The sequence below is a fragment of the Salinicoccus halodurans genome (assembly GCF_900114445.1).
Classification (GTDB): Bacteria; Bacillota; Bacilli; order Staphylococcales; family Salinicoccaceae; genus Salinicoccus; species Salinicoccus halodurans.
This window is the reverse complement of the sequence record NZ_FOTB01000005.1, coordinates 163,184-188,454: the sequence shown is the minus strand read 5'-3', so window position 1 is coordinate 188,454 and position 25,271 is coordinate 163,184. Positions and strand designations below refer to the sequence as shown.

The 25,271-nt window shown below is 43.7% G+C and carries 29 protein-coding genes; 11 read left to right on the top strand and 18 right to left on the bottom strand.

What is annotated here, in order from left to right:
* Positions 1 to 62: 62 nt before the first annotated feature.
* Entirely contained in the window at positions 63 to 935 is an 873-nt protein-coding gene (locus BM271_RS11525; protein ID WP_046790774.1) for an AraC family transcriptional regulator, read from the top strand.
* A 184-nt stretch (positions 936 to 1,119) separates the two neighbouring features.
* Complete coding sequence (locus BM271_RS11520) at positions 1,120 to 2,007, top strand: RluA family pseudouridine synthase (protein ID WP_046790775.1); 888 nt, start codon at positions 1,120 to 1,122, stop codon at positions 2,005 to 2,007.
* Between the two features lie 146 nt (positions 2,008 to 2,153).
* On the opposite strand, the gene BM271_RS11515 is transcribed toward BM271_RS11520, so the two are convergent.
* The 12 genes from BM271_RS11515 to BM271_RS11460 all read right to left on the bottom strand — a co-directional run bounded on the left by BM271_RS11515 (position 2,154) and on the right by BM271_RS11460 (position 13,005).
* Entirely contained in the window at positions 2,154 to 2,957 is an 804-nt protein-coding gene (locus tag BM271_RS11515) for a hypothetical protein (protein WP_046790776.1), read from the bottom strand.
* Positions 2,958 to 3,145: 188 nt separating this feature from the next.
* Positions 3,146 to 3,394, bottom strand: coding sequence for a DUF2188 domain-containing protein (locus BM271_RS11510; protein ID WP_046790777.1), 249 nt, complete (start codon positions 3,392 to 3,394; stop codon positions 3,146 to 3,148).
* A 162-nt stretch (positions 3,395 to 3,556) separates the two neighbouring features.
* Complete coding sequence (locus BM271_RS11505) at positions 3,557 to 5,008, bottom strand: glycoside hydrolase family 32 protein (RefSeq protein WP_046790778.1); 1,452 nt, start codon at positions 5,006 to 5,008, stop codon at positions 3,557 to 3,559.
* A gap of 26 nt (positions 5,009 to 5,034) precedes the next feature.
* A complete protein-coding gene (locus BM271_RS11500) occupies positions 5,035 to 6,441 on the bottom strand; it encodes a sucrose-specific PTS transporter subunit IIBC (RefSeq protein ID WP_046790779.1) in 1,407 nt (468 codons plus the stop codon).
* Between the two features lie 99 nt (positions 6,442 to 6,540).
* A complete protein-coding gene (locus BM271_RS11495) occupies positions 6,541 to 7,536 on the bottom strand; it encodes a LacI family DNA-binding transcriptional regulator (protein ID WP_046790780.1) in 996 nt (331 codons plus the stop codon).
* Positions 7,537 to 7,608: 72 nt separating this feature from the next.
* Positions 7,609 to 8,214, bottom strand: a complete 606-nt coding sequence (locus BM271_RS11490) for a class I SAM-dependent methyltransferase (protein WP_046790781.1) — start codon at positions 8,212 to 8,214, stop codon at positions 7,609 to 7,611.
* Complete coding sequence (locus tag BM271_RS11485) at positions 8,214 to 9,014, bottom strand: CHAD domain-containing protein (protein WP_046791552.1); 801 nt, start codon at positions 9,012 to 9,014, stop codon at positions 8,214 to 8,216. Before BM271_RS11485 ends, BM271_RS11490 begins: the two co-directional genes overlap by 1 nt.
* An 85-nt stretch (positions 9,015 to 9,099) precedes the next feature.
* Positions 9,100 to 9,954, bottom strand: coding sequence for a fructosamine kinase family protein (locus tag BM271_RS11480; protein ID WP_074924576.1), 855 nt, complete (start codon positions 9,952 to 9,954; stop codon positions 9,100 to 9,102).
* 104 nt (positions 9,955 to 10,058) lie between these two features.
* Entirely contained in the window at positions 10,059 to 10,526 is a 468-nt protein-coding gene (locus BM271_RS11475) for a thioesterase family protein (RefSeq protein WP_046790782.1), read from the bottom strand.
* Positions 10,526 to 11,491, bottom strand: coding sequence for a 3-hydroxyacyl-CoA dehydrogenase NAD-binding domain-containing protein (locus tag BM271_RS11470; RefSeq protein WP_046790783.1), 966 nt, complete (start codon positions 11,489 to 11,491; stop codon positions 10,526 to 10,528). Before BM271_RS11470 ends, BM271_RS11475 begins: the two co-directional genes overlap by 1 nt.
* Positions 11,491 to 12,366, bottom strand: a complete 876-nt coding sequence (locus BM271_RS11465) for a beta-keto acid cleavage family enzyme (protein ID WP_046790784.1) — start codon at positions 12,364 to 12,366, stop codon at positions 11,491 to 11,493. Before BM271_RS11465 ends, BM271_RS11470 begins: the two co-directional genes overlap by 1 nt.
* Positions 12,367 to 12,468: 102 nt before the next feature.
* Complete coding sequence (locus BM271_RS11460; protein WP_046790785.1) at positions 12,469 to 13,005, bottom strand: TetR/AcrR family transcriptional regulator; 537 nt, start codon at positions 13,003 to 13,005, stop codon at positions 12,469 to 12,471.
* A 290-nt stretch (positions 13,006 to 13,295) separates the two neighbouring features.
* Between BM271_RS11460 and BM271_RS11455 the strand changes: the two genes are divergently transcribed.
* The 6 genes from BM271_RS11455 to purU all read left to right on the top strand — a co-directional run bounded on the left by BM271_RS11455 (position 13,296) and on the right by purU (position 18,439).
* Positions 13,296 to 13,718: a universal stress protein gene (locus tag BM271_RS11455; RefSeq protein ID WP_046790786.1), complete on the top strand. Its 423-nt coding sequence runs from the start codon at positions 13,296 to 13,298 to the stop codon at positions 13,716 to 13,718.
* A gap of 171 nt (positions 13,719 to 13,889) precedes the next feature.
* Positions 13,890 to 14,231, top strand: coding sequence for a DUF6176 family protein (locus BM271_RS11450; RefSeq protein WP_046790787.1), 342 nt, complete (start codon positions 13,890 to 13,892; stop codon positions 14,229 to 14,231).
* Positions 14,232 to 14,366: 135 nt separating this feature from the next.
* On the top strand, positions 14,367 to 14,519 hold the full coding sequence (locus BM271_RS14315; protein ID WP_158462235.1) for a hypothetical protein: 153 nt from the start codon (positions 14,367 to 14,369) through the stop codon (positions 14,517 to 14,519).
* Between the two features lie 657 nt (positions 14,520 to 15,176).
* Complete coding sequence (locus tag BM271_RS11445) at positions 15,177 to 16,376, top strand: ElyC/SanA/YdcF family protein (RefSeq protein WP_052749895.1); 1,200 nt, start codon at positions 15,177 to 15,179, stop codon at positions 16,374 to 16,376.
* 18 nt (positions 16,377 to 16,394) lie between these two features.
* A complete protein-coding gene (locus BM271_RS11440) occupies positions 16,395 to 17,204 on the top strand; it encodes an endonuclease/exonuclease/phosphatase family protein (RefSeq protein ID WP_046790788.1) in 810 nt (269 codons plus the stop codon).
* A gap of 383 nt (positions 17,205 to 17,587) precedes the next feature.
* Complete coding sequence (gene purU, locus BM271_RS11435) at positions 17,588 to 18,439, top strand: formyltetrahydrofolate deformylase (protein WP_046790789.1); 852 nt, start codon at positions 17,588 to 17,590, stop codon at positions 18,437 to 18,439.
* Positions 18,440 to 18,755: 316 nt separating this feature from the next.
* Here purU and BM271_RS11430 read toward each other — a convergent pair whose 3' ends face one another.
* The 5 genes from BM271_RS11430 to BM271_RS14525 all read right to left on the bottom strand — a co-directional run bounded on the left by BM271_RS11430 (position 18,756) and on the right by BM271_RS14525 (position 22,097).
* Positions 18,756 to 19,541 carry an SDR family oxidoreductase gene (locus tag BM271_RS11430; RefSeq protein WP_046790790.1) on the bottom strand — a complete coding sequence of 262 codons (786 nt, stop codon included), beginning with the start codon at positions 19,539 to 19,541 and terminating at the stop codon, positions 18,756 to 18,758.
* A gap of 95 nt (positions 19,542 to 19,636) precedes the next feature.
* Positions 19,637 to 20,530, bottom strand: a complete 894-nt coding sequence (locus BM271_RS11425; protein WP_046790791.1) for an NAD(P)/FAD-dependent oxidoreductase — start codon at positions 20,528 to 20,530, stop codon at positions 19,637 to 19,639.
* Positions 20,531 to 20,617: 87 nt separating this feature from the next.
* Complete coding sequence (locus BM271_RS11420) at positions 20,618 to 21,001, bottom strand: RrF2 family transcriptional regulator (protein ID WP_046790792.1); 384 nt, start codon at positions 20,999 to 21,001, stop codon at positions 20,618 to 20,620.
* Positions 21,002 to 21,133: 132 nt separating this feature from the next.
* Complete coding sequence (locus BM271_RS11415) at positions 21,134 to 21,919, bottom strand: SDR family oxidoreductase (RefSeq protein ID WP_046790793.1); 786 nt, start codon at positions 21,917 to 21,919, stop codon at positions 21,134 to 21,136.
* The gene (locus tag BM271_RS14525) at positions 21,912 to 22,097 is read right to left on the bottom strand and encodes a hypothetical protein (RefSeq protein WP_143544942.1); all 186 of its coding nucleotides are present in this window, start codon (positions 22,095 to 22,097) and stop codon (positions 21,912 to 21,914) included. The genes BM271_RS11415 and BM271_RS14525 overlap by 8 nt, the downstream gene beginning before the upstream one ends.
* 211 nt (positions 22,098 to 22,308) lie before the next feature.
* Between BM271_RS14525 and BM271_RS11410 the strand changes: the two genes are divergently transcribed.
* Together BM271_RS11410 and BM271_RS11405 are read left to right on the top strand one after the other, a co-directional pair.
* Positions 22,309 to 23,064 (top strand): hypothetical protein, encoded by a 756-nt coding sequence (locus BM271_RS11410; RefSeq protein WP_046790794.1) that lies wholly within the window; start codon positions 22,309 to 22,311, stop codon positions 23,062 to 23,064.
* A gap of 129 nt (positions 23,065 to 23,193) precedes the next feature.
* Positions 23,194 to 23,961: a glucose 1-dehydrogenase gene (locus BM271_RS11405; protein ID WP_046790795.1), complete on the top strand. Its 768-nt coding sequence runs from the start codon at positions 23,194 to 23,196 to the stop codon at positions 23,959 to 23,961.
* Between the two features lie 39 nt (positions 23,962 to 24,000).
* Here BM271_RS11405 and BM271_RS14410 read toward each other — a convergent pair whose 3' ends face one another.
* On the bottom strand, positions 24,001 to 24,156 hold the full coding sequence (locus BM271_RS14410; RefSeq protein ID WP_158462236.1) for a hypothetical protein: 156 nt from the start codon (positions 24,154 to 24,156) through the stop codon (positions 24,001 to 24,003).
* Positions 24,157 to 24,391: 235 nt separating this feature from the next.
* Here BM271_RS14410 and BM271_RS11400 point away from each other — a divergent pair, with 235 nt between their 5' ends.
* Positions 24,392 to 25,240: a patatin-like phospholipase family protein gene (locus BM271_RS11400; RefSeq protein ID WP_046790796.1), complete on the top strand. Its 849-nt coding sequence runs from the start codon at positions 24,392 to 24,394 to the stop codon at positions 25,238 to 25,240.
* Positions 25,241 to 25,271: the final 31 nt, after the last annotated feature.

Below are 25,271 nucleotides of genomic sequence, written 5' to 3'. Positions count from 1 at the left end.
GAAATTATCGAGTATTTCCGCCTGCATCTCTTTAGAATAAAGTTTGAAAGGACGGGGAAATGATGCTTAAAACATTGAATGACGTGATTGATTTCATAGAAGACAATCTCACAAACGATATCAGAATCGAGGATGTGGCGCAGTATATCGGGGAATCCGACTATCACTTCAGGAAGATATTCCAGTACATCAGCGGCATGCCGCTCAGCGAATATATCAAAAAGAGAAAGCTGGCCAGAGCAAATCACGATCTGGTGGACGGACAAAGCGTGACGGATACGGCGTTCAAATACGGCTATCAGTCCGTTGATGGCTTCACCAGGGCATTCAAATCCTGGAGCGGCTATCTGCCTTCTGAAGCACACAAGGATAAAATCATCATTTCTTTCCCGAAACTTTCATTCTACATCGATGTCAATGGAGGAGAAAATATGGAAGTACACATTAGAGAACTGCCGGCATTCACAATTGCCGGCGTCAAAAAGAGAGTGCCGATGCAGTTTGAAGGCGTGAACCAGGCAATTGTCGAACTGGCGGAAAGCATCACTGATGAACAAAAAGCTGAAATGCACAGACTGAAGAGCATGAAGCCAAAACAGGTCATCAATGCCTCGTATGAGGCAGATGAGAAATTCCTGAAGGAGGAAGGTGACCTTACCCACGCCATCGGTGTGCTGACAACAGAGACGGATATAAGCCCGATACTTGATACCGTAGATGTCGGGGCTCACACATGGGCTGTATTCCCGAATGAAGGGCCTTTCCCTTCAACGCTACAGAATACGATGGCACGCACATATTCCGAGTGGCTGCCGTCATCGGACTATGAAGTTGTAGATGCCCCTTCTTTTTCATTTACGAACATGGATGATGAAAAAGAGAATTATGCATACAGTGAAATATGGATTCCGGTAAAAGAACGCCAGCGTTCATAAAATAAGCCCAAGGCTGTTTAAAACATCCTTGGGCTTCATACTGCCATAAAAATTTCACTCCAATATCCACCGACAGGTCGTTTCCAGCGAATTTCATTTCGTACTTTCTGTTATTATAGAAGTGTCAGATTCATAATATCATCTCCCGGCTGAAGACCGGGAGATAGAGTAAAGGAAGTTTATGATGCAAAAAAAAGCGAAATCAAGTGAACTGGATGCAGAATGGATTGTCGAGGAACCAACGGAGCTGCTGAAGTTTTTATTTAAAATGATGCCTTCCAAGAGCCGGAAATCAGTAAAAGGCATTTTGGGCCGTGGACAAGTTGTTGTAAACGGTGAAGCGACGACACAATTCAATGATGCGCTCCAACCTGGAGACCGTGTGCAAATTCATTCACGCGTCGCCGACTATGCCATGAAATTTACAGGCGTTGAAATCTTACATGAAGATGACGAAATTATCGTAATTGAAAAAGAAGCGGGGCTGCTGTCCATCGCATCAGAAAAAGAACGTCATTTGACCGCCTATCGTCAACTGTCGGATTATGTTCAGAGCGTCAATGCCGACAACCGGGTTTTCATCGTACACCGTTTAGACCGCGACACTTCCGGCATCATGGTATTTGCAAAAAGCAAAGCGGTCCAACAGAAACTGCAGAAATCCTGGCAGGAAGTTGTTTCGGAACGCACGTACATCGCACTCGTGGAAGGCACTGTAGGAAAGAGCGGCAAAATTACTTCCTGGCTGACGGAAGACAAGACGTTCACCATGCGCTCGAGCAGGAAACCAAATAATGGACAAAAAGCTGTAACCCATTACAAAGTCTTGAAATCTAACCGCAACTTTTCATTACTTGAAGTAAACTTGGAGACGGGACGTAAAAATCAGATCCGTGTCCATATGCAGGATTTAGGACATTCCGTCATCGGTGATAAAAAGTACGGTTCCCGCAATAATGCTATCGGCAGACTTGGATTACATGCTCATGTTCTTGCGTTCACTCACCCAAAAACCGGAAAAACTTTGCGGTTTGAGTCGAAGATACCAACCTCGTTTACGCGCAAGGTCTGATCAATATTGGAGAAACCCGATTTTTTAATAGAATTATAAGTTAAATATGGATATCTGAAAAAATTCCATAACAGATTAAAAACATTACTGAATACAAATAAGCCACAGTCCTGATACTATCGGACTGTGGCTTATTTATGATTTATTTATTCTCTTTTGTTAATGGTTACAGCAGGGCTGTTACTCAATTCAACAATGTCACCTGCTTCAAATGAGGCGGTAAATGAAGACATACCTCCATATTCCGGATCTCCCAGCGAGTAACGCGCCTTGACCTGATCCGGGTGACTGTACACTTCCATCGTGCCATAATAATCCGTGCTTTCTGTTTCTACATCATACACACCTGCGGGGAAATCCTCACCGACTATCCACATCCCAGGAAATAACTCGGTCACTTCCTCCGTTTCATATGGTGCGAAATTCACACCTTCCAGACCATTGATTTCAATGGAATGACCTTCTTCCAAAAAGACGATCACCCTGCCGGATCCATAATCTTTTGATTCTTCGGTGCCATTTAGGGTGGTGCTTAATACAGAGCGATCTTCTTCGTTGTCGATAAAGACATTGCCTATGCCGGTATCCGCTGTAATCACGTATCTGCCCGCTGGTATATCATTCCCGACTTTGTGTGTGCCATTTTCCAAAGCCGTTTCCTCACCTTCACCCATCAGATGGCTGTAGTCCAGCGGCTTTGTTTCATTTCCTGCAGACTCTGTTTCACTTTCCGGCACATCCGTTTCATCCGTCTGCCCTTCTTCAGCCGTTTCATCATCAGCTGTTTCCTGAGTCTCCTCTGTCGTCACTTCTTCTGAAGATTCTTCTCCTGACAGCAATCCATTGATTTCGCTTGCGAGCGAATCGAATGGGTTGCTGCATGCTCCGAGCATCAGTGCACTGCCGAGAATTACCGAAATTAGTCTCAAAGAAATTTTCCTGTCTTTCATATGTATGACCCCATTCACATTTTTGTAACATTTCATATCAATTATAAGTCTGGCCATGAATTCGGTCAAATCCGTTCTAATTATATAAATATCATATGCCTGTTCAGCTAAACTTCATCCTCGAAAAATTTCCATAAGTATAACCCCGCCTGCATACAGACGGGGCCATTAATCATCTACCTGTTTAATTATTGATCATATTCGATCTGGTCTTCGATTTCTCCGTCCTCATCATGAATGATGGCTTTAGTGTTCGCCTCTTCCGCCTGTTTCTTCGCTTCATTCACCGCTTCATCTTTGCTGACTGAGGTGAAGACCGGATCGTCTTTACCTTCTTCTTTTACTGCCCATTGTTCCTTATCGCCCGGCACTACATGAAAACGGGCATCCCCTGTCCCTTCTCTTTCCTCAAAGTAATTTCCACGATCATCTGCCATTTCTATCCCTCCTGAGACTGGTTATCAATATGCTTATACTGTACCTCGGGGAATACTATTTTAAACGTCAGCATCAATATACCTTTCCTGATGCCATTGTTGAAATTACGATTCTCTACAGCGGAATATCCGGAGGGGCCCCTGCATATTTCTTCCATCATTTTAAAACATTATTATTCCTTCTTTTTCAAGCGGCCAATGGCAGAGATCAAAGGAATGTGCTTCTTCGACTTTCAGCCTGATAATATTATTTTCGGAATCCGGGAAGTACCTGCATGTGAATACTTCCTCCCCTCCGTTTATGAAAATCTCTATTGATGAATGATCGATATAGATCTGCAGGCTGTTAAGATATTTCAGTGCAACTGCGCGCTGCTCACTTCCATTTCCGGAAAAGCTTTTCCTTTCAACAATAAATCTCCCTTTTTCAAAAACGAGCCGGATGTCTTTTCTGATTTCCAGTTCGAAGCCATCAATCAACGGCGCATCGAAATTGACGGTCACCTCAGAAGATGGAAATACTGTTTCTGTAAACACTTCTCCATCTTTTAAAGTCACTTCATGCCCAATTTTTGTGCCGCGCAGTTCCTCAAGCTCCGGAACAGGTGTCTGAATGACTTTTTCATCTTTGACTTTAAGCACTCTTGGAATTGTCAGGGCATGAATCCATTTCTGCTTGATTGTTGGCTGATTCTGCTCCTGGTCATCTGTCATACCCATCCAGCCGAACAGGATTCTTCTTCCTTTACCATCAACCATGGTCTGAGGGGCATAGAAATCGAATCCTCTGTCGAGTTCGGAGAAGGAACCGTGATCATATCTGATTGCTTCACCATCGAAAGTTCCAACGAAGTATCCCGCCTGATACAGATTCTTATACCTGTCGCCCTCTGCACCGAGTCCCTGCGGGCAGACTATCAGAATATCTTTTCCATCGAGATGGAAAAGATCCGGACACTCCCACATGTAACCGAAGTCTCCGAGCCCATTCATATGACTTCCGGCAATTGGACCGGCGAACTTCCAATCTTCGAGGTTCGAAGATTTGGCCAATACCGCTTCCCCCTGCTCTTTGCTGTTTTGGGCCCCGATCACCATCAGCCACTCTTGGCCGTCCTTCCATACTTTCGGGTCCCTGAAATGCGGCGTGTAGCCATCGGGAAGGTTGAAGACCGGCCCTTTCTTCTCAAAGGTCATCCCATCATCCGACACTGCCAGACACTGATATGTTGAACGCTCGTCAAATTCATTTTTCACATTGCCTGTGTAGAATAAATACATCCTGCCCTCATGCTCTATTGCACTGCCTGAATAACAACCGTCCTTGTCGTACCAGCTGTCGGGCGCAAGCGCAGCTTTCTCCAATGTCCAATGGATCAGATCAGTTGAAGTATAGTGGCCCCATGATTTTTTGCCGTGTTTCGTTTCGAAAGGGTTCCACTGGAAAAACACATGGTATTTGTCTTTAAAATGAATAAGTCCGTTTGGATCGTTGAGCAGTCCGACCGGTGGCGTCAGATGATACTGCAGACGATGCGGGTCTTTGGCAATGGAAGTCCTATTCCCCTCGATCTGCTCATCAATCTGTTTCTGGTAACTCATATTTTGAACCATTCAATAACTCCTTTCAATAACTCCTTCTAATCTTCAATGATTTTTTCTTCCTGCTTATCGGAATAGCCAAAGAGCCATGTCAGTACAAAGGCGGTGGCAATCGCGATCAGATTGACAAGGATATACATGAAAATCTGTTCATTCAGGTACAGCAATGTGCCCGGTATAACAGTGATTGCCATGCCCGTTCCCTCTAGCCCAGAAATCGAAGCCACAAAACCTCCGGCCGCACCCCCGATGAGTCCCATGATGAATGGTTTGACGAATCTCAGGTTCACACCGAATATTGCCGGTTCAGTAATACCGAGAAATGCAGAAAATGACGACGGCAGCGCCAGTGCTTTCAGTTTTTTGGACTTGGTCTTCAGACCGACAGCAAGTGTTGCCCCGCCCTGTGCTGCAACTGATGCTGTAATGATGGCGTTGTAAGGATTGGCACCCAGTTTATCCAGCAGCTGGATTTCAAGAAGATTGAAAATATGATGGACCCCGGTAATTACGATGATCTGATTCAGCCCGCCAATCAGAATACCACTGAGTCCGAACGGCCAAGCAAGCACGGTTAATGTCACATCGAGAATGACACCTTCCAGCGCATGGAAGATGGGTCCGATAAGAAATAAAGCCAGCGTGATCATAATCAGTAATGTCATAAATGGAGTGACGATCAAATCCAGTGCTTCCGGCACTTTATTCCGGATCCATTTTTCAAGCTTTGCACCGAGTATACCCGCGATGAAGGCAGGCAGGACCGATGCCTGATAGCCTACAACCGGTATGAAACCGGCGAACATGATCGGCTCCACGCCTCCGCCTGCAACGTCCCATGCATTCGGCAGCGCCGGACTCACAAGCATCAGTCCGAGAATCAGGCCGACAATCGGCGTGCCTCCAAACACCCTGAATGTCGACCATGCAACAAGTGCCGGCAGGAATATGAAGGCGGTATCCGTCAGGATTTCAGTGAACAGCAGGAAATTTTCCGATATGTCGTCAGGCGACATCCCGAACAATCCTAGAATCTCTTCCTGCACAACCAGCCCGCGAAGACCCATGAAGAGACCTGTGGCAACAAGTACCGGAATGATCGGTACGAAAACGTCACCGAAAGAGCGGATTGCCCGCTGGAAGAGATTGCCTTTCTTTGCGGCTTCCTGCTTCACTTCACTCTTATTTTTTCCTTCCAGATCGAATTTCAGGACTTCATCATATATCCGGTTGACAGTTCCTGTACCCAGAATCACCTGAAACTGTCCGGAATTATAAAAAGCGCCTTTTACTTTATCAATTTCTTCAACTGCATCCTGGTCTATCTTTTCCTTATCTGCAACGACGATCCGCAGCCGTGTGGCACAATGTGCAACGGATTCAATGTTACCTTTCCCCCCGGCCGCTTCAATGATTTCTTTTGCGATCTTAGTGTTTTCAGACATGTATTACACTCCTTTGATTAAATGATCTAAAATAGGGAATCGATTCCATATTTGATTAAAAAAATGAAGATGAATCGAATGATTGCGTTTTCATCCTCATTATAAACTATCTCTCGATACAAGCTTAAAGTCAAGAAGTTTTTTAACAGGGACATTCGCTTCGCCGTTTAAAATATCCAGCAGTATTTCAGCGCCTGTTCTGCCCGCTTCTTCAAATTCATACTCGACCGTGGTCATGGCGGGGTCAATGAACCGGGAAGTTTCAGAGGAACCGATTCCCACCACCGCAACATCCTCGGGAATGGAAAGCCTTTCTTTGCGCAGATACTTAAAGGCACCGATTCCCATCCGGTCCGTTGCAGCAAAGACAGCATCCACGTTGCGGGAACCCTCGAAGATGCGCCTTGCTGCTTCATATCCGGAGTCGATTGAGAAATCACCAGTCTGAATCCAGGTTTCCCCGATTTCGAGATTATGTTTTTCCATTGCATCGATATATGCCTGTTTCCTAAGCACTCCCACCGCTCTGTCGGACGATTCCACTCCGATATATCCGATTTTTCTATAGCCATTGTCAATCAGCGTTTCCATCAGGCTGGCGGACGCACCATAGTCATCAAAGATAACGGAAGGAATCTCTGAATCACCCGCAACCTCCTGGCCGATTACGACGACCGGCACTTTCGATTTCCGGATTTCTTCGACCAGGTCTTCATCTGTGTTCGTTGCAAGCAGAATGATTCCGTCCACCTGCCGGTTCTGAAGCAGTCTCAGATGTTCTATTTCCTTTTCCTTGTCCAGATTCGTACTGGTCAAAAGAATCTGATACCCTTTTTCGCCGAACACTTCATTCATGCCGTCTACTGTTCTGGAAGAAGTATCCGTGCTGATTTTGGGCAGGATGACACCGATGATCTTCGTCTGTTTCGTTCTGAGGGACTTGGCGTGCTGGCTCGGCACATAACCGGTCTCCTCAATCACATCCATCACTTTTTTTCGGGATTTTTCACTGATATACCCGGAATTGTTAAGTACCCTCGATACTGTGGTCCTGGAAACACCGGCCAGTTTCGCTATATCTTTGATCGTCCGCATCTGAAAATCACCTGAATCCCGTATCTTAATTTATAACTCCAATATTAATAGACTATATCAGAATATCTTTCTTTAATCAGCCTGTTTCACAGAACTGGCAAGGAATAAAGATGCATCCTTCTTCATGAAGATATTTTTTCCATGATGGAATGTACGAAGATGGAGGGATTCGAACCCGGCTTCCTGCAGCTTAGTTTCCATCTCTTCACGGCTAAAGCCATTACGGACTTTCGGATGACTGATTTCAGGATTTTTGTCAAAATCGACGATAATCAGTTTCCCGCCGTCATTCAAAATTTTATACAGCTGCTTTAAAAGCCCCAAAGTATCCGGTACATGCAGAAGCACCAGCGACACCAGAATGACATCTGCATCCAGTTCTGTATAGTCCCTGGTAAGATCGAGATGCAGAGTTTCGGCATTTTCCAATCCACCGCTCTCAATCTTGCTTTGGGCTGCCTTCACCATTTGTTCTGAAGCATCTGCAATCAAAACAGAATCGAACTGATCTGCCAACTCGAGACTCACCAGCCCCGTTCCACCGCCGTAATCGAGCAGTGAACCGTAAGCATGTCCTTCCAGCTCTTTCTTCACCTCAACCACTATGATATTCGCCAGTTCAATCCTGTCTTCTGTATCATATTTTTTTGCGAGATTGTTAAATATATTCTCTTCCATCATGCACCTCTCCGTTTATTTTTCTTGTGAAGAAGTTTCTCCTGCTCTTTCGCCATCTTGCGGAACAGCTTTTCCAGTGCCTCATCATCCGCTTTTCCAGCATATTCCATGAGCATCCGGCGGTTCACACGGGCATCTGTAACCAGTCCGAAATCATCCTGAATGTTTTGTGCCTCTCCAGCCATTTTCTTATGCTTTACAGAGGTCAGTTTTCCAAGATACTTTGCTGAAAATCTCATCTTTTTCGCTTTCTTCCTGATTTCATGGACCGCCGTATAGTCATCCATGTCAACAGTATCATAGTCATTCATCAGCCGGCGATTCTTTTTGACGAGGCGCTTTTTGATATAGCGGCCCCAATCGGATTTTTCGTCCAGGGAAAGGTTCTCCACGCCGGACTCTACAATATCCATTGCAGACTCCGCAGCACGCACATTGGTCTTATTGAATGTGCGTCTCATCTCCTTCCGGCGTTCTTTACCGAGATAATTGAACATGTTCCTGTAATGGCCGCTCATATCCGGTTTATCACGTGCAATCTCGGCACACCATTGAGCGAGGATATCCGCTTCCCGGACCGGACCGTAGATCATAGCCAGAGCTTTAAGTTCACTGTTCAGCCTCTGATATTCTTCTGCATCAAAAGTTTTCTTGAGGAAATTCAGCACACTCCTTAGTTTCCTGCTGTTCGTCCGGATGGCATGGGCAGTTTCCGGGTCATAAGGATTGTTCTGATAATCGATATACGCTTTCTTCAGCTTGGCCAGTCGTTTTAAAATCACTTTTTTAATTTTTTCCATTGGTTCTTCCATCACCTTCCCGGGCAAAATCATTGAATATTCACCATATATTTACCCGATATCGCGGAATTTACAGATTTATATTTCATCGATTCAAAATGTCATCCATCGACTTTTCCACACTATTTGCATAAGTGCCTCCGAACTTGGCCAGGTGGACCATCAGAAGATACAGGCGGTAAAAACGAATCCGCCGCCACGCGCCTTCATTGAGCGGGTATTCCTGCTGGTAGGCATCATAGAAGTCTTCCGTGAATCCGCCGAAGACTGTGGTTGCACCCAAATCAAATTCTCGGTCACCATATAAAGGGGATGGATCGAATAGAGCCGGCCTTCCGTCTGAGAGGAACATATAATTCCCCGCCCACAGATCACCGTGCAGAAGGGAGGCGACGCTTCTGTGTTCTTCGAGGGCATCTGTAATAACCTGGCGCACCTGCAGGTACTTTTCAGCATCGTCTTCCGACCACAAATTCTCTGCAACGATTCTGTCCCTCAAATGATCCAGTCTCCGTTCGACGAATAATTCACTCCATGAATCTGTCCACTCATTATTGAATGAAATATCCCCGCCCTCGTGCGGCAGACCGAAGCCGAACAGATTGCCGGGCTCGTGTGTCAGGTGCATTTTGGCAACAAGCTGTCCCAGTTCACGCTGACTGCCCTGCCCTTCTTCCAAATAGTCCAGTAAAAGATAGGCATCCCCATCAATAACTCCATTCCCAAGCACTTTGGGTGCAGTGATACCCGCTGCTTCGAACGCTTCGAGACCTGCGATTTCCGCTGCATAAAATTCTGCAGTACGGCCGGGCTGTACGAGCAGGAAACGCGGTTCTCCGTCTGTATCTATCCGGTAGGCATCATTGACATCACCGCCCATCACAGGGGTTATTTGCTTAATGCCGTCCACCGGCAGTTCATTCTGCCATTGCTTGTTCAAAATATCTTCCCCTCTTTCTTCAAAATGTTTATATAGAACCCTATTCCCTCCTGCATCCCAATTAAAAAAGACTGCCCGAAATCCGGCAGCCATTCCTGAAATTTTTATCTTCTGATTCCTATTTTCCGGCCAAGCTCCTTGATCTCCGCGTCATTGTCCTGAGCATCATAGTACTTCTTGACAGCATCCGCAAAGAACTCCGGGAACGGTGCCGGACGGCCGGCTTTCTGGTCCATTCCCATATACATCACTTCGTATGTTGCACAAGCGTCGCCTTTTGGATTGCGCAGTGTCATGAAGACATGCAGCCGCTTTGCATCAAAATCATGGAGTCTGATTTCAACCGTGATCTCGTCCTGTGCAAACACTTCTTTCTGATACACTATATGGCTCTCAAGCGTGAAGATGGTGTAGGAGAGTTCTTCGATCTTTGATTCACCGAGACCGAGTTCTGACAGCCACGCCATTCCGGCATCGCTGAACGCACGGTTGTATTCCGCATCATTCATGTGGCCGTTATGGTCCACCCATGATTCAGGTACCGTCGTCTCATATTCGAACAGTTTTTCCATTATGACTGTGCCACCTTTTTGTTTTTACGCATCGATTCAGTTTCCGCCGGCCAGTATTCTTCCGCAAGCTGTTTCACTTTCACGAGGAATTCATTGCGGTTCTGATCAAGCTCCGACATTGTATATGCGTTAGAAGATGATTCACATCCACTCACTACATTATCGTACAGATTTTGTGTGAGCTCCGGTGCTTCCAGTTTTGTCCATGGTTTTTTCAGTGCCGGACCGAACTGCTTCAGCATGTGGCGCATGCCGCCTTCTCCGCCCGCAAGATGGAATGTCATGAATGGGCCGTGCTGGGCATAGCGCAATCCTGCGCCGTGCGTGAACGCCTTATCCACTTCTTCTGTCGTTGCGATGCCGTCATTGACGATATGCAGCGCCTCCCGCCACAATGCTTCCATCAGACGGTCTGCGATATGTCCTTCTACTTCTTTACGGACATGCAGTACATCCATTCCGATGCTTTCATAGATGGTTTCCGCTTTTTTCACATTTTCTTCAGTTGTCGCCGCGCCGGGTACGATTTCCACCAGCGGCAGTATATAGACCGGATGGAACGGATGGGCGACGACAAAGCGTTCCGGATGCTTCAGGTTCTGCTGCAGTTCAGACGGCATGATGCCGGAAGTGCTGGAGCCGATCAGTGCATCAGGAGGTGCATATGCATCAATCTCCCGGAGTACCGTATTCTTGATGGACTCCACTTCAGGTACGTTTTCCTGAATGACGTCCGCATCCATCACCGCTTCTTTGAGGTCCGGTGTAAATGTCAGACGGTCAATCGAAGCTCCCGGTGCGAGACCAAGCTGCTCTGCATACGGCCAGTTTTGTTCCACCTGTTTCATCATTGTTCCATATGCGCCTTCCGCAAGATCTGTTGCGACGACATCATGTCCATGTGCGAGAATACGCGTAATCCAGCCGGAGCCGATCACGCCTGTGCCTACAATTGCGAATTTCATCATTGGCCTCCTTTCGGATCTCTGAGATTATAGAGTTCACGCGCTTCCTGAGGTGTCATCGGTTCAATATCCTGTTCTTTCAGAATCTCTACTGCACGCTCAACCAGTGCTTCATTCGTCGCCTTTACACCTTTGGATACGTATAGATTATCTTCCAGTCCGACACGCACATTGCCGCCGCGTTTTGCCGCTTCTTCGACAGTAGGAAGCTGCATGCGCCCGATGCCGAATGCAGACCAGTGTGCATTTTCAGGAATGCGCGTCTTGAAGTATTCAATCGTTTCCGCATCATTTTCCGCACCCCACGGAATGCCGAGACAGAATTGGAATAATGGCTCTCCTTCGATGAGTTCCTCTTTGATCAGCTGCTTTGCGAAAGCGATATGGCCGGAATCAAAGCATTCAAGCTCCGGTTTAACGCCTGCATCTTTTACAAGCTTCGCCTGTGTGCGCAGCCAGTCCGCCGGACTCAAGTACACCTCATCTCCAAAATTGACACTGCCGCAGTCCAGCGTACACATTTCCGGAAGCAGCGCGCCGACTGGTTCGTGCCGCTCTTCCGGCGTCTGCATATCAGACCCTTCTCCTGCCTGGTAAGGATTGCTCAGGTCGGGAATGAAATCTCCGCCGCCGCCTGAAGTCAGATTGATTACGACATCCTGGTCGGATTCACGGATCAGTCTGACCGCTTCTCTGAACAGTTCCGTATCATGACTGATTCCTCCGGTTTCTGGGTCACGTACGTGCAGATGTGCAACCGTCGCACCCGCTTTTGCCGCCGCGATGGCAGAGTCCGCGATTTCCTTTGGCGTCACCGGTACATTCCCGTTCTTTTCAACTGTATCTCCAGCGCCTGTTATTGCTGCAGTGAGCATCACTTTTCTAGTCAAAACTACCGACCTCCGTTAATACTATTTTTAACACGTCCGTTAGTATACCAACTGGTCGGTATTTTTTCAAGATTAAAATCCATCTTTTTATTTTTCCGTATAACTGCTTAAACGATCCAGTATTTTCTCCCGCATCTCATCATCTATCGCGTCCAGCCCGAATATTTCAGACAGCCACAATCCGTCCACCGCCAGGCGGATGATGGTAGCATCCACATTATCGATTTCATCATTTTCTATATTGGCCTGCCACTCGCCGTAGGTTTTCTGCAGCGGTGTCAGCAGTTCCCGGTTTATGCCCTGTGCCGCGAGCATGCCCGATGTTATATCCGCGTTGTCCACCCTGTTCTGCCGCGTCGCTTCTATGAAGGCACGCAGCCACCTGCCGTTGGAGTCGTCTTCAGGCTCGATATGTCTGTCCACATTATCACGGTACAACTGGTTCGCGTGCTCCACCAGCCCCCGGATCAGTGCATCCTTGTTTTTGAAGTGATAGATCAGTCCGCCTTTGCTCACCCCGGCACGTTCCGCCACAGCATCCAGTGTCAGGTAATCACTGCCATGTTCATTTACAATGTCGGCAGCCGCCTCCAGCAGCTGCATCTTTTTAGAAACCTTCGCCATAATCCTCCTACTTTCCTATACGCTTTTATACTTATACTCTATATTAAACAGACTGTCCTTTGTAAATAAATACCCACATTCACATCAATACCCTCAAAAATCGAAGTGTGGTAAAATGAATTCTGCTCGGCTGCTCCGGCATGGATTCGGATGAAGTGGAGTTCTGAATTCATATCAATTTTCAAACATCTTCTTTTTTGTAGTTTTTATGAAACCGGCCGCGGGTAAAATATAGTATAATGTGATATAAATAATAATTTTTTTATATAAAACAGAAGGATGTGTGATAGATGTACAAAAATATTCTGCTCCCCTATGATTTCGGCAACTCCTTTACAAACGTTCCCGATGAGCTTGTCAAACTGACCGGCCAGAATGAAGATGCCGTAATTACGATCTTCAACGTGATTTCAGAGACTGACCAGGCCGATAACGTGAAATATCACGGCAAGCATTTCGAGGACATCTGCAAAGATAAAGTCGAAGATCTCAAACCATTCACAGACCAGCTCAATGAACGCGGTCTGAAATACAGGACTTCCTTCAAGACAGGACGCATCATCCCTGAACTTATGAATGAAGTGCATGAGAATGATTATGAAATCGTCGTCATGAGCAATAAGCGTTCAAAGCGTGATATCAAGCACGTCCTCGGACACGTTACCCACAAACTGGCAAAACGCGTCAACATACCTGTTCTGATCATCAAATAAATATCCTATACAGACTCCCCCGATCTGACAATAAAGATTGGGGGTGTTTTTTTGCTGTCTTACCCTATGAATAATACCGGTTCTTAGTATATAGTATACGTAAATGCTTTAGTAGCAATCAAATTTGGAAAGGATGGACCCTTTTCTATAAAGAGCCGTAAGGAGGCAGTAATGAGAGTAGAATTAACGAAGTACAGAGTAAAACCAGGTAAAAGCGAACGTGTCGATGAATGGTTCAAGTACATGCATGACCACATGGATGATGTACTGATGAACCTTGAAGGCGAGAAGATGTATGTAGAGACCATCTTCCGTGAGAAGTTCGACAACAGGGAGTACCTCTACTGGTACAGCGTACAGGATGACCAGAACCCAGAACAGATCGAAGACGCCTATCTCGATGATAATCATCTCGAGTTCATGGATGAGTGCATCGACAAGACATTCCGCCCGGATGATATGGAAGCGGAAGTCATGATGATGCCTGAAAAGGTGAGTAAAGTAATAAAATAGAACCGATTCAAATCCCTCTCTTCCAGGAACAACTAGAGGTACTTCGCATTAATGCAGAAGAATCGAAATTGTCTCCCCTCGGGTTTACAGATGAAATCTGGAAAGGAGTATATCGACTCTGTGAAGTAAGATACTATGAACATCAAGTGCAACGCTTTCTGCAACTTCGTTTATACGGTTTCATTCGCAATGTGTGGGATCGCCGGCATAAATGATTCCATAGGTGAAGACATGACTGTCGGGTTCGATGGTGTACTACTTGTCGAAGAAAGCAACAAGCCTGATTAAATCATCACTGGAGAAGTCAGGCTGGACCTTGCATATGAAACGTGGACACAATGGACGATGAAAAACGGTATCTATCAGCTTGGCCATGGCGGTTATGCACCCGTTGAAAACGGTATGACCGATGCTCCTTACACTCTCACAGTACAGAGTGGATGGCGGCATGGGTGCCACCAGCTAGAATAAAGAAATTGGGCCCTCAACAAAAACGAGACTGCTGTTAAATCAGCAGTCTCGTTTTTCATTACACATCTGAACATTTCCAACAATAATTTAATGTTTATAAACGGAAATAGTTTTATCGGACCAATAAAGTGATTTTTACCTAGTGCACTTAATACAAAAAATATTGTGAAAAGTATCATCAATTCCTAAGATGATATGCACTGCATCTCCACTATCTGCCTGGACTGAGATGAAGACAGTATAGTAATAGCGACTACACACTTTAGCTTAATCTAAAGTGTCTAAAGTGTGTAGCTTTTTACGGGAGTTGAATGTTATTACTGAAGTATAAAACCCCTATCAATATCTTCCCTGCATAATATTTAAAAATATTCAATTTAAAAAATCTGAATAATTTGTGTTTTTATTTAGATATCTACATACTATGAAGTGAATTGTGTTTATCTTACTTTGTACAAAAGAGGGGGAACTGAAGTGAAAAGAAGTATAGGGTCTATCTTCATATTTAGTATCATTATTTTTGCCACGATAGGATATAACAATGCTTTTTCAGATTTAGAAGAACATTCTATAGTTAAGGCCAGTGAATCCAATGAGAACACAAACGAAGAAGTAAGTGAAGAAGAGGAAACAACTAGTGCATCAGACCTTTTTGATCAGGTAAAAAACAACGAACCGACAAGCGAAAGAATCAGTGCCTTAGAAGATATTGGAATGCACTATTATTGGCATGGTGGAGACATTAAAGAAGCTGAAGAGGAAATATTCAGCGGTATCTCTCTCCACGGTGATTATGATGTGGTCGAAGAGGCTTTCCGGCAGGCTACAGTACTCGACCCATATGATTTGGATTTAAAATATTCTCTCGCTTCTGCTCAAATCCTTCAGCAGAAAATCCCCGAAGCACTTGCTACTTATGAAGAGATTCTCGCTCATAAACCAGATCATTTTGAAGCGCAGCTCATGCATGCTGTTTATTCAAAAGTAGAAGGAGATGAAGAGAGTTATGAGGCTGGCTTTAAAAAATTACATGAAGTTGACAATGAAAGAGCCGAAGAATATAAAGAGAGAGTTAACAAAGTAGAAGACATTCAATCTGTTTCCTTAAATACTGAAGTGCCGCAAGATCTCCCGAAAGAAAATCATGCATTCGTTGTTCTTGGCTATGCCCTTTCGGATGAAGGGGAAATGGAAGAAACATTACTTGAAAGACTGAAAGTAGCAAAAAAAGCAGCAGAAGCTTATCCAGATTCTAAAATTATCGTGTCGGGAGGCGTCCCAAAAGAAGGTATTACGGAAGCGGATGTAATGCATGAGTGGCTGATCGTTGAAGGTATCGATAAAGACAGGATTTTTAAAGAAGACTTGGCTACAGACACCGTAGAAAATGGGCTGTTTTCGATGGATATTCTTGAAGCTCAAGAAGTTAAAGATATGACATTGATTACAAGCGCGAGTCATATGAGAAGAGCTCTGGTAGTTTTTGGTGATGTGAATCACATGATGGAAAACACTGACAAAAATGCAGGTGAACGTGATATCTCTCATATAGCATATATGGATTATGATACTCAGGAAGAAGCTCAAGAATTTAGTAAAGATGAAGAGATAGTCGTTTATCGGGACTTGATCCGTGCTTCTGGCATATGGTCCTATCCGGGCCTTCAAAGATAAATAAAAGGAGTCTAAAATATGAAAAAAATAATTGTATTTTCTTTTTTGAGTATGTTTATTTTACTGTCGTTTTCACCTGATACTTTGGCGAATGGATATGGAAAACAAGTCAGTGTTGATGTGATGTCTTACAATATTTACCACGGTGTAGGTGAAGATGAAGAACTAAATTTAGAACGGATTGCAAATGTTATTAGAGATGCAGACGCTGAAATTATCGGTTTGCAGGAAGTAGACCGTTACTATGGAGAACGCAGTGATTTTCAGGATCAAACTAAAGAACTCGCTGATTTACTAGGGTATCACTATACGTATGGCGCTAATTTGGAGTTGGAACCGGAAGGAAATCAAGAGCATAATCGTCAATATGGCAATGCTATTCTGAGCAAATACCCTATAATAGAATCGGAAAATATAGCGCTAACTAGTGAGGGGGAGCAACGAGGCGTCCAGCAAACTAAAATTAATATTCGGGGTGTGCACGTAAACGTGTATAATACACATCTAGGGCTAGACGAAGAAAGTCGAACGACACAAATTGGGGAAATTCTTAGGCTGGCTTCTCAAACACACAGTCCAAAACTGTTATTTGGAGATTTAAACACAGAGCCGACAAGTCCAGAATATAAAAAGTTAATAGCAGCTGATCAGTTTAAAGATATTTTTTCTGATATAGAGAATGCAGAAACGTTTCCTATAAATAATCCAGAAAAAAGAATTGACTATATTTTCGCTTCGCCTGACGTAACTTTTAATGATCAAGAAGTGATTCAATCAAACGCCTCAGATCACTTACCCATAAGATCCAACGTGACATTTCATCGTTAACATCACTGTTATGGTAAGTTTATAACTTCTTGAAAACCAGGCATTCCGATTGATTTCTAAGTTATTTAACAGATATTCCGAAGATTTCCGCCTACTTTAACCGTAAATTTAAAAAATAAGACAATAACCTTGTACCACCTTCATGGTGCTACAGGGTTATTTTGAAACAATGGTCCGAATGGATTAATCTATTTCGATTTTAATGGTTGTATCTTTTCCTTGCATGAATATTGTAAATTTTAGTATGCTACTAATTATATCTGCTTATTGAAATTTTTTTATAACCGTAAAACAAAAATAAACGGCACTATGTAATCACTACTCAAAGAAATAAAATCAGTTATAAGTAAAACAAATTATATTTTGACAAGGAGACAGAACGTATGAATAATACATATATATTATTGGCAAGTTGTAAAGACCGGGTAGGCATCACTAACCTGATTACTGGAACAATTTCAAAATATGATTCCAATATACTGCGCCTGGATCATTTTACGGAATATGAAAATGAGAATTCTGAAGAGGGTCAGTTATATTTAAGGTTTGAATTTGAAAAAGTAGATTCTCTAAAGGGAGCGCTGGAAAAAGAACTCGAACAGCAGAATATCTATTTTGAACTATTCGATAGTTCGGTAAATACGAAAATCGCTTTGTTTGTTTCAAAGGAAGACCATGCTTTCAACGAAGTATTACTCAGAGTGGAACGTGGAGAAATCCCAGCAGAAATTGTATGTGCTGTAAGTAATCATGAGGATAACAGACACTTCGCAGAGAGTCTCGGCGTACCGTTCTATCACGTACCGAGCAATGAACCCAAAGAGAACGTCGAGGAAAAGATGATTTCTATCTGTGAGGAACATGGAGTAGATTTGATTGTTCTGGCCAAATATATGCAGATCTTATCCGATGATTTTGTTAACCATTACAAAAATAAAATCATCAATATACATCATTCGTTTTTACCATCATTTATCGGTGCGAACCCATATAAGCAGGCATGGGAACGCGGCGTTAAGTTTGTCGGTGCGACCAGCCACTACGTTACTTCCGACTTGGATGAAGGACCAATTATTGAACAGAATGTTATACGAGTAAATCACAGGTATGACGTAAAGAGTCTGAAGAAGATAGGACGCCATGTAGAGGCATCCGTATTAGCTCAGGCAGTTGAGTTTCATGTTCTTCATAAAGTCATCGTGAACAATGGCAACAAAACGATTGTTTTCGATTAATGGATAGTAAGCTCGTTTATAATGAAAGATGGACTCTAAGGTGTGTCAGGTATTGGAAGCACTGAAATATCAGATTAAAGCATATATCATTAAGTATAATAACGAGCGCTGCCAGTATGGATTTAACAAAATGATGCGAGTCCAGTGAGCCATCTCAGAAGTTATATCTGAAATTTAAGTTCCGGTGAAAAATCGATTATTTATTGAAAAACTCTTTATTAAAACACTATGAATATTTTAGATGATTTCGACGATTATAAGGGAATAAGCCCTCCGGCCTGCTGGCTGGAGGGCTTATTCCGTGAAATTCCCCATTCTATATTTCCATATCCCAGTCCTTTTTTTCTTCTTCACGCATGTCTTCTGCCGTATCTTCCGGATAGACTTCCCGGAATTTATGATGGTCCATTGGAATAATTTCCACCATTTTATCAATCATCATCTGCGGGTTCAACTGATGGTTCAGACTGTCTCCGCTCGCTTTCAGCTTATCCAGAGAAGTATGATGTTTGTTCTCATCGAACCATTTCCAGTTCGCTTCCACTGCCCGATCATTGAACCCTGTACCGAACCGGCCAGGATTTATCGTGGCAACCTGGACGTTGAATTCTTCCATTTCCCCTTTCATCGCTTTCGCTATGGCTCCCAGGGCATGCTTGGAAGATGAATAAAGTCCTTTATAAGCAGAACTCATTTTCTCTGCCTTGGATGAAATGAAAATGATTTTACCTTCTCGCTTGCTGACGAAATGTTCTGCTGCGATACGTGCAGTTTCAAGTGTGCCGAATACGTTGATTTCGAATAATCTTCTGATGTTTTCCATCGGCATTTCCCAGATTGGACCGCCTTCATTGATTGCTGCGTTGGCTACGAAAATATCATAACTGTATTTTTTCATGGATTCTCTGTCTTCGGAATTTGTAATATCCATTTTAAAGATTTCCAAATCTGTACCCGCTTCCTGAACCGCTTCACGCAGTTCACCAATCTGAAAATCTTTTTCGACAGAAGCAATAACCTTATGTCCTTCCTTTGCCAATCCAATCGCTGCACCCTTGCCCAGTCCGGTACCTGCGCCTGTAATCATGATCGTCTTACCCATTTATACTGCCTCCTTCAATGATAATTCAAATCTTCCCTTTCATTACTATCATAAACGGATTTGTCCGCCCCATAAAGACAGATGAATCAATCGTCTTAAAAATCTGTCTGGATCAGCTTCATCATCATAAATTTCGCAACGTCCGCCCCGTTTGCCGCAGCATTGATCAGCTGCCCGGCAAAATTGGTTTTTGTTTCACCTGCTGTAAACAGGCCCGGAATCGAAGTCTCTCCAAACTGATCCACTTCAAGTTCTCCTTTCTTTCCTCTTTTAAGATTCAGATTCTCGAGAAAATCAAATTTTGTATCCCATTCCATCTTGACGATCATACCTTCGATATTTTCAACAGTCCCGTCTTCGAATATCAGCGATTCCACCAGACCGCTGCTGCCTGTCATTTCTGAAATGGCCGTCTCATTATATTTGAACCCTTTATTCGTCAGTATTTCCTTATTTTCTTCGGATATTATATCTTTGCCATTCGAACAGATGAGTATATCCTTGCTCCAATTGGAAATCAGCATTGGCATATGAGCGATGGAATCTTCATCAACCATCACAGCCAGTCTGCGGTTTCTAAGTTCATAACCATCACACCACGGACAGTAGAACACCGAAGTCCCATAGAACTGCTCGAAATTCTTTATGTCCGGTCCTTTCTCTCTGAGACCGGCGGCAAGCAGCACCTGACGGCTTGTAAAATGAGCTGATGATGTGGATACGATGAAGCGATCTTCATGTTTTTCGATATTGGTTACCCGGTCACGCTCAAGTGATACGTCTTCATACTTCAATGCATCTCTTTGTGCAGACTTCCTGAATTCACCCGGACTGACACCGTCCTGGGTCAGGTATCCGTGTGACTCCTCCGTCACTCCGTTTCTCGGCTGATCTGCATCAATGATGAGTGTGCGTTTCAACCCGCGTCCAAAGTTCAATGCGGCACTCAGACCAGCTGGTCCCCCGCCTATTATGATTGCATCATACATATTAATTCCACCTTTATATATATTACAGAGTCATAATATCCATGATTAGAAGATTTAAAAACGATTTGAGCTACAAACCGTTTTGAACTATATCAATTCCTCGACACTTTTCTTCTTGAATCCTTCGATCATATCGGCTTCCACTTCCATCATCAGCCGTTGGATTTTACATTCATCCCCGTGATTGAAGCTGTCTTCAAACAGTGTCAGTTCACCGTCTATAGCGACAATGATGTCATACACTGATATGTCCTCCCAGTCCGCAGGGAGGGAATACCCGCCCTTTGCACCACTGGTCGCAACAATGTACTTCTGCTTTACCAGACGCGCCAGTATCTTCGATAGATAAGTACTGGATACATCCAATTTCCCTGCAAGTTCCTGGACAGGAAGTTTATCCCTCTTCCCGTTCTGACTGACGAGATAGGCCATTGCATGCAATGCATAGTCCGTTCCTTTTGAAACTTTCATTCCTACACCTCTAATTATGGATATTATGAGTCTATAATAACTGGGAAATAAAAATAATACAACACCAATATATTAAAAATGCAGAATCTCTATTTCAGGATTCTGCACCTTATCTTTAGGAAAGAGAGACTTTTATATCTCAATATCCCAGTTTTTCTTCTCTTCTTTTCTCATGTTTTCCGCCGTATCTTCCGGATATGCTGTTCGGAACTTATGATGATCCATCGGAATGATTTCCACCATCTTGTCGATCATCAATTGGGGGTCAAGCTGGTTCTCCAGCCCCTTTTCGCTTTCCTTCAATTTTTCGACAGAAGTGTGATGCTTGTCTTCATCAAACCATTCCCATTTCTCTTCGACTGCCCTGTCATTGAATCCGGTATCGAACGGTCCCGGATTGATTGTGGCAACCTGTACATTGAATTCTTCCATTTCCTGCTTCAATGACTTGGCGATGGCTTCCAGTGCATGTTTGGACGATGCGTAGAGACCTTTGTAGGCAGAAGCCATCGTTCCTGCCATGGATGACATGAAAATGATTTTTCCCTGTCGTTTTTCAACGAAATGCTCTGCTGCAATACGCGCGGTTTCAAGTGTACTGAACACATTGACTTCGAATAACTGCCGTAAAGCTGTCATCGGCACTTCCCAGATCGGACCGCCTTCATTGACCGCAGCATTAGCCACGAATATGTCATAATCATAGTGTTTCATGCGTTCCCGATCATTCGCATTCGTGATATCCATCTTCACAATCTCCAGGTCTATGTTTTCTTTATTAGCCGCTTCCTTAAGCGCAGTCACCTGCGGAAGATTTTCAACAGCGGCAATGACCTGATGCCCCTCTTTCGCGAGCCCGATCGCCGTTCCCTTGCCCAGGCCCGAGCCTGCGCCTGTGATCATGATAGTCTTAGTCATTTATAACTGCCTCCTTCATAATATTTAACATTAATTTCAATTTTCCCTTTCCATGTTTTGATAAACCTGCATTCATGCATAATAAAGACCAAAAATGATTGATACAGTAAACTCCATGTCTTTCAACCCATATACTTTCAAGCTGTAATCGCAGATTCATTTTTTTGAATAATTCCATTCATTTTCATACTTCTGTTTAATCGAACATATGTTCGTGTTACAATGAAAATATGTTCGGGTGACATTGAAAATTACGGTGATGAAAGAAGTATGCAAAGCTGACCATCAAAGATACCTCTTCCGGAAACCCGCGCCGGAATAATCGGCCAGACATCGGTGAATGTCAGCTTTACAGAAACTGTTCACCCTACAACATTGGAGGTTAGGCTATGTTTTATAACCTGATATATTTTAATGAAGATCTGTATGATACCTACTACACATTTGCCAATGCCGGCCAGGCAGTACAGTTCAAGGAAATAGAATCCCAGACGGATAAAGGGGGACAGCTCGGGTTCAATGATACACACGTGAATCTTGGAAAATCTTCTGTCTTAAAGGGTGAGATCATCAATAACGCCCCTTCCAAGCTCATCAGTCTGGAAAAAAGCCTGGAAGATAATGACTTCTATATGGATTTCGAGTCGGGGGAAAGTTTAAGCCATATAGAGGACCTGACCAGAAGAATGATATTCAAAGCAACTCTGCCTCTGGAGATACATGCTGCATTCGATATGCATGAAATATTCCACCTGCTGAATGATCAGCTGAAGAATTTGGACCGTACGGGGATAGAACATGCGGATGCTGAGTCATTCAATACGTCCCTTGATTTCAGTAATATAAAACTGCCGGTCTACAATGACCAGACTGGAAAGATTATTTTCAGTAAAATCCATAAAAACTGTCTGCTCATTGAAGAGAATGAACTCGACGAACTTGGTGAAGACAACATCATACTCGCCAAAGTTAAGAAAATATACAGGAATGAGTTTACGCTGTTCGATCCACTGAAGGATTTTATAAACCTGAATAATAGTATGCGCAGTAAATTTGAGGAAAGCATCAGGGATAATAAAATACTTGCGCCCATTACAATCACTTCTGATGCAATTGAAGTTGAAATCATAGCCATCTATAGCTGAAGACATATATTCTTCGAGATTTTCCTGCTCTGAAGGCAGACAATTCGAGTCATGTATTTGAAATCGTTTATATTCTTGTGGCTAAAGTATAAAATTAAGGTGAGTCGCAGATAAAAAGAAGAGATATGAATGGCTAAGCTTGAAGGTAAGGTTGCGATTGTTACAGGCGCCGCATCCGGGATGGGTAAAGCGATTGCGAAATTATATGCAAAACAAGGTGCGAAAGTCATTGTTGCGGACTTCAATGCCGACGGTGCGGAATCTGTTGTACAGGAAATTGCTGGTGCCGGCGGCACTGCCAAGGCAGTCAGTGTCAATGTGGCTGATGCCGGACAGATTGAAAATATGATCGATACAGCCATCAGCGAATATGGTGAGTTGAACATCCTTGTTAATAATGCAGGTATCATGGACGGCTTTGAACCCGTCGGTGAAATTACTAACGAGAAATGGGATCAGATTTTCGATGTGAATACTAAAGGGGTCATGCGTGCAATGCGGAAGGCGGTCAATTACTGGCTGGATAATGAAAAAGAAGGCGTGGTAGTTAACACGATTTCAACCGGCGGCTTGAATGGTGCCCATGCCGGTGTCGCCTACGGTGCATCGAAACATGCTGTTGTGGCTCTGACTAAAAATACCGGTTACATGTATGCGCAAAAAGGCATCCGTGTAAATGGCATCGCCCCCGGTGCAATCGAAACAAATATCGGCTCCAGTATGAAAAATGTCAGTGAATTCGGTATGGACCGTACAAAATTGACTCAGGCAGTGATTCCCCACACAAGGAAACCAGAAGAGATTGCGGAGGCCGCACTGTTCCTCGGATCTGAAGAATCGAGCTTCGTAAACGGTACTGTCCTTACGGTTGACGGCAGATGGACTGTCGGATTCTAAAACATTTCAGTTTGCCCTCTTTTTCTTATAGGGCAGGCTTTATTTGTTTTCATGATCTTTATTCTTCTTATAATCCTTATTGAAATAATCGTACTTGAGAATATGGTCGAAAAGTATTTTGATCAACAATACAGGCAGCAGCAAGATGATTGGAATCACTGCGATCGGCATCGTATACAGCCAGTCTATGAGCACAGTCCTGATTAGGACATATGAACCCCCTACCCAAATCAAGCCAAGGATGAGTGAATTTTTATTTATTTACGGCATACTGTTCCCTTTCGAAAAAACTTCTTTTCACTTATTTATCTCATTTAAAAGTTTACAGACTCCTGCTTCCGACTTCAACGCTTACACGCATGACGATAGTCTGTTAAAATTGTTATTTATATGAACAATTCAAAACAAGATGGAATTGAAGGTGCAGAAAATGACAGACGCAGGACTGGTACTTGAAGGCGGTGGCATGCGCGGATTATATACAGCAGGGGTGCTTGAATACTTTATGAGCCGGGATCTTTATTTCCCATATGTAATCGGGGTTTCCGCAGGTGCATGCATGGGCGCTTCTTACCTTGCCCGGCAGCCTGGCAGAAATAAAAAAGTGAACTTGGATTTTGTTGGCGATAAACGCTACATATCATTATCCAACTATATAAAGAAACGGGAACTTTTCGGCATGGATTTCATATTCGACGTAATTCCGAATCAACTCGTACCGTTTGATGTAGAGACATTGGTCGGCAGTCCGGAACAATTTGTCATCGTAACGACTGATTGCGCGACCGGTGAACCAGTCTACTATAAGAAAACGGATAACCGCAACAATATCCCCGAGCTCTTAAGAGCATCGAGTTCCCTGCCTTTTGTGGCATCCAGCGTCAGATATGATGACCGCCAACTCATGGATGGAGGCATATCCGATCCCATCCCTCTAAAGAAAGCGCAGAATGATGGATTCAATAAGAATATTGTCATTCTTACCAAGCCGAGAGGCTATTTCAAAAAGCCGGGCAAAATATCCAAAATCATTAAGTATAAAGACCACCCGATGATTAATGAAAAGCTGGGCGTCCGCTACAAACATTATAATAAGACTCTTGAATATCTGTATAATCAGGAACAGCAGGGCAGCACTTTTGTCATAGCTCCAAGCAAAACATTGAAAGTCGGCAGGACAGAAAGAAATAAGAAACGTCTGGAAGACCTTTATGAGCTTGGTTGGAATGATGCGAAGGAACAGTTTGAACAGTTAAACAGCTTTCTTGAAAACAACTGATTGTTATACACCTGACAGGATTATCTGTCAG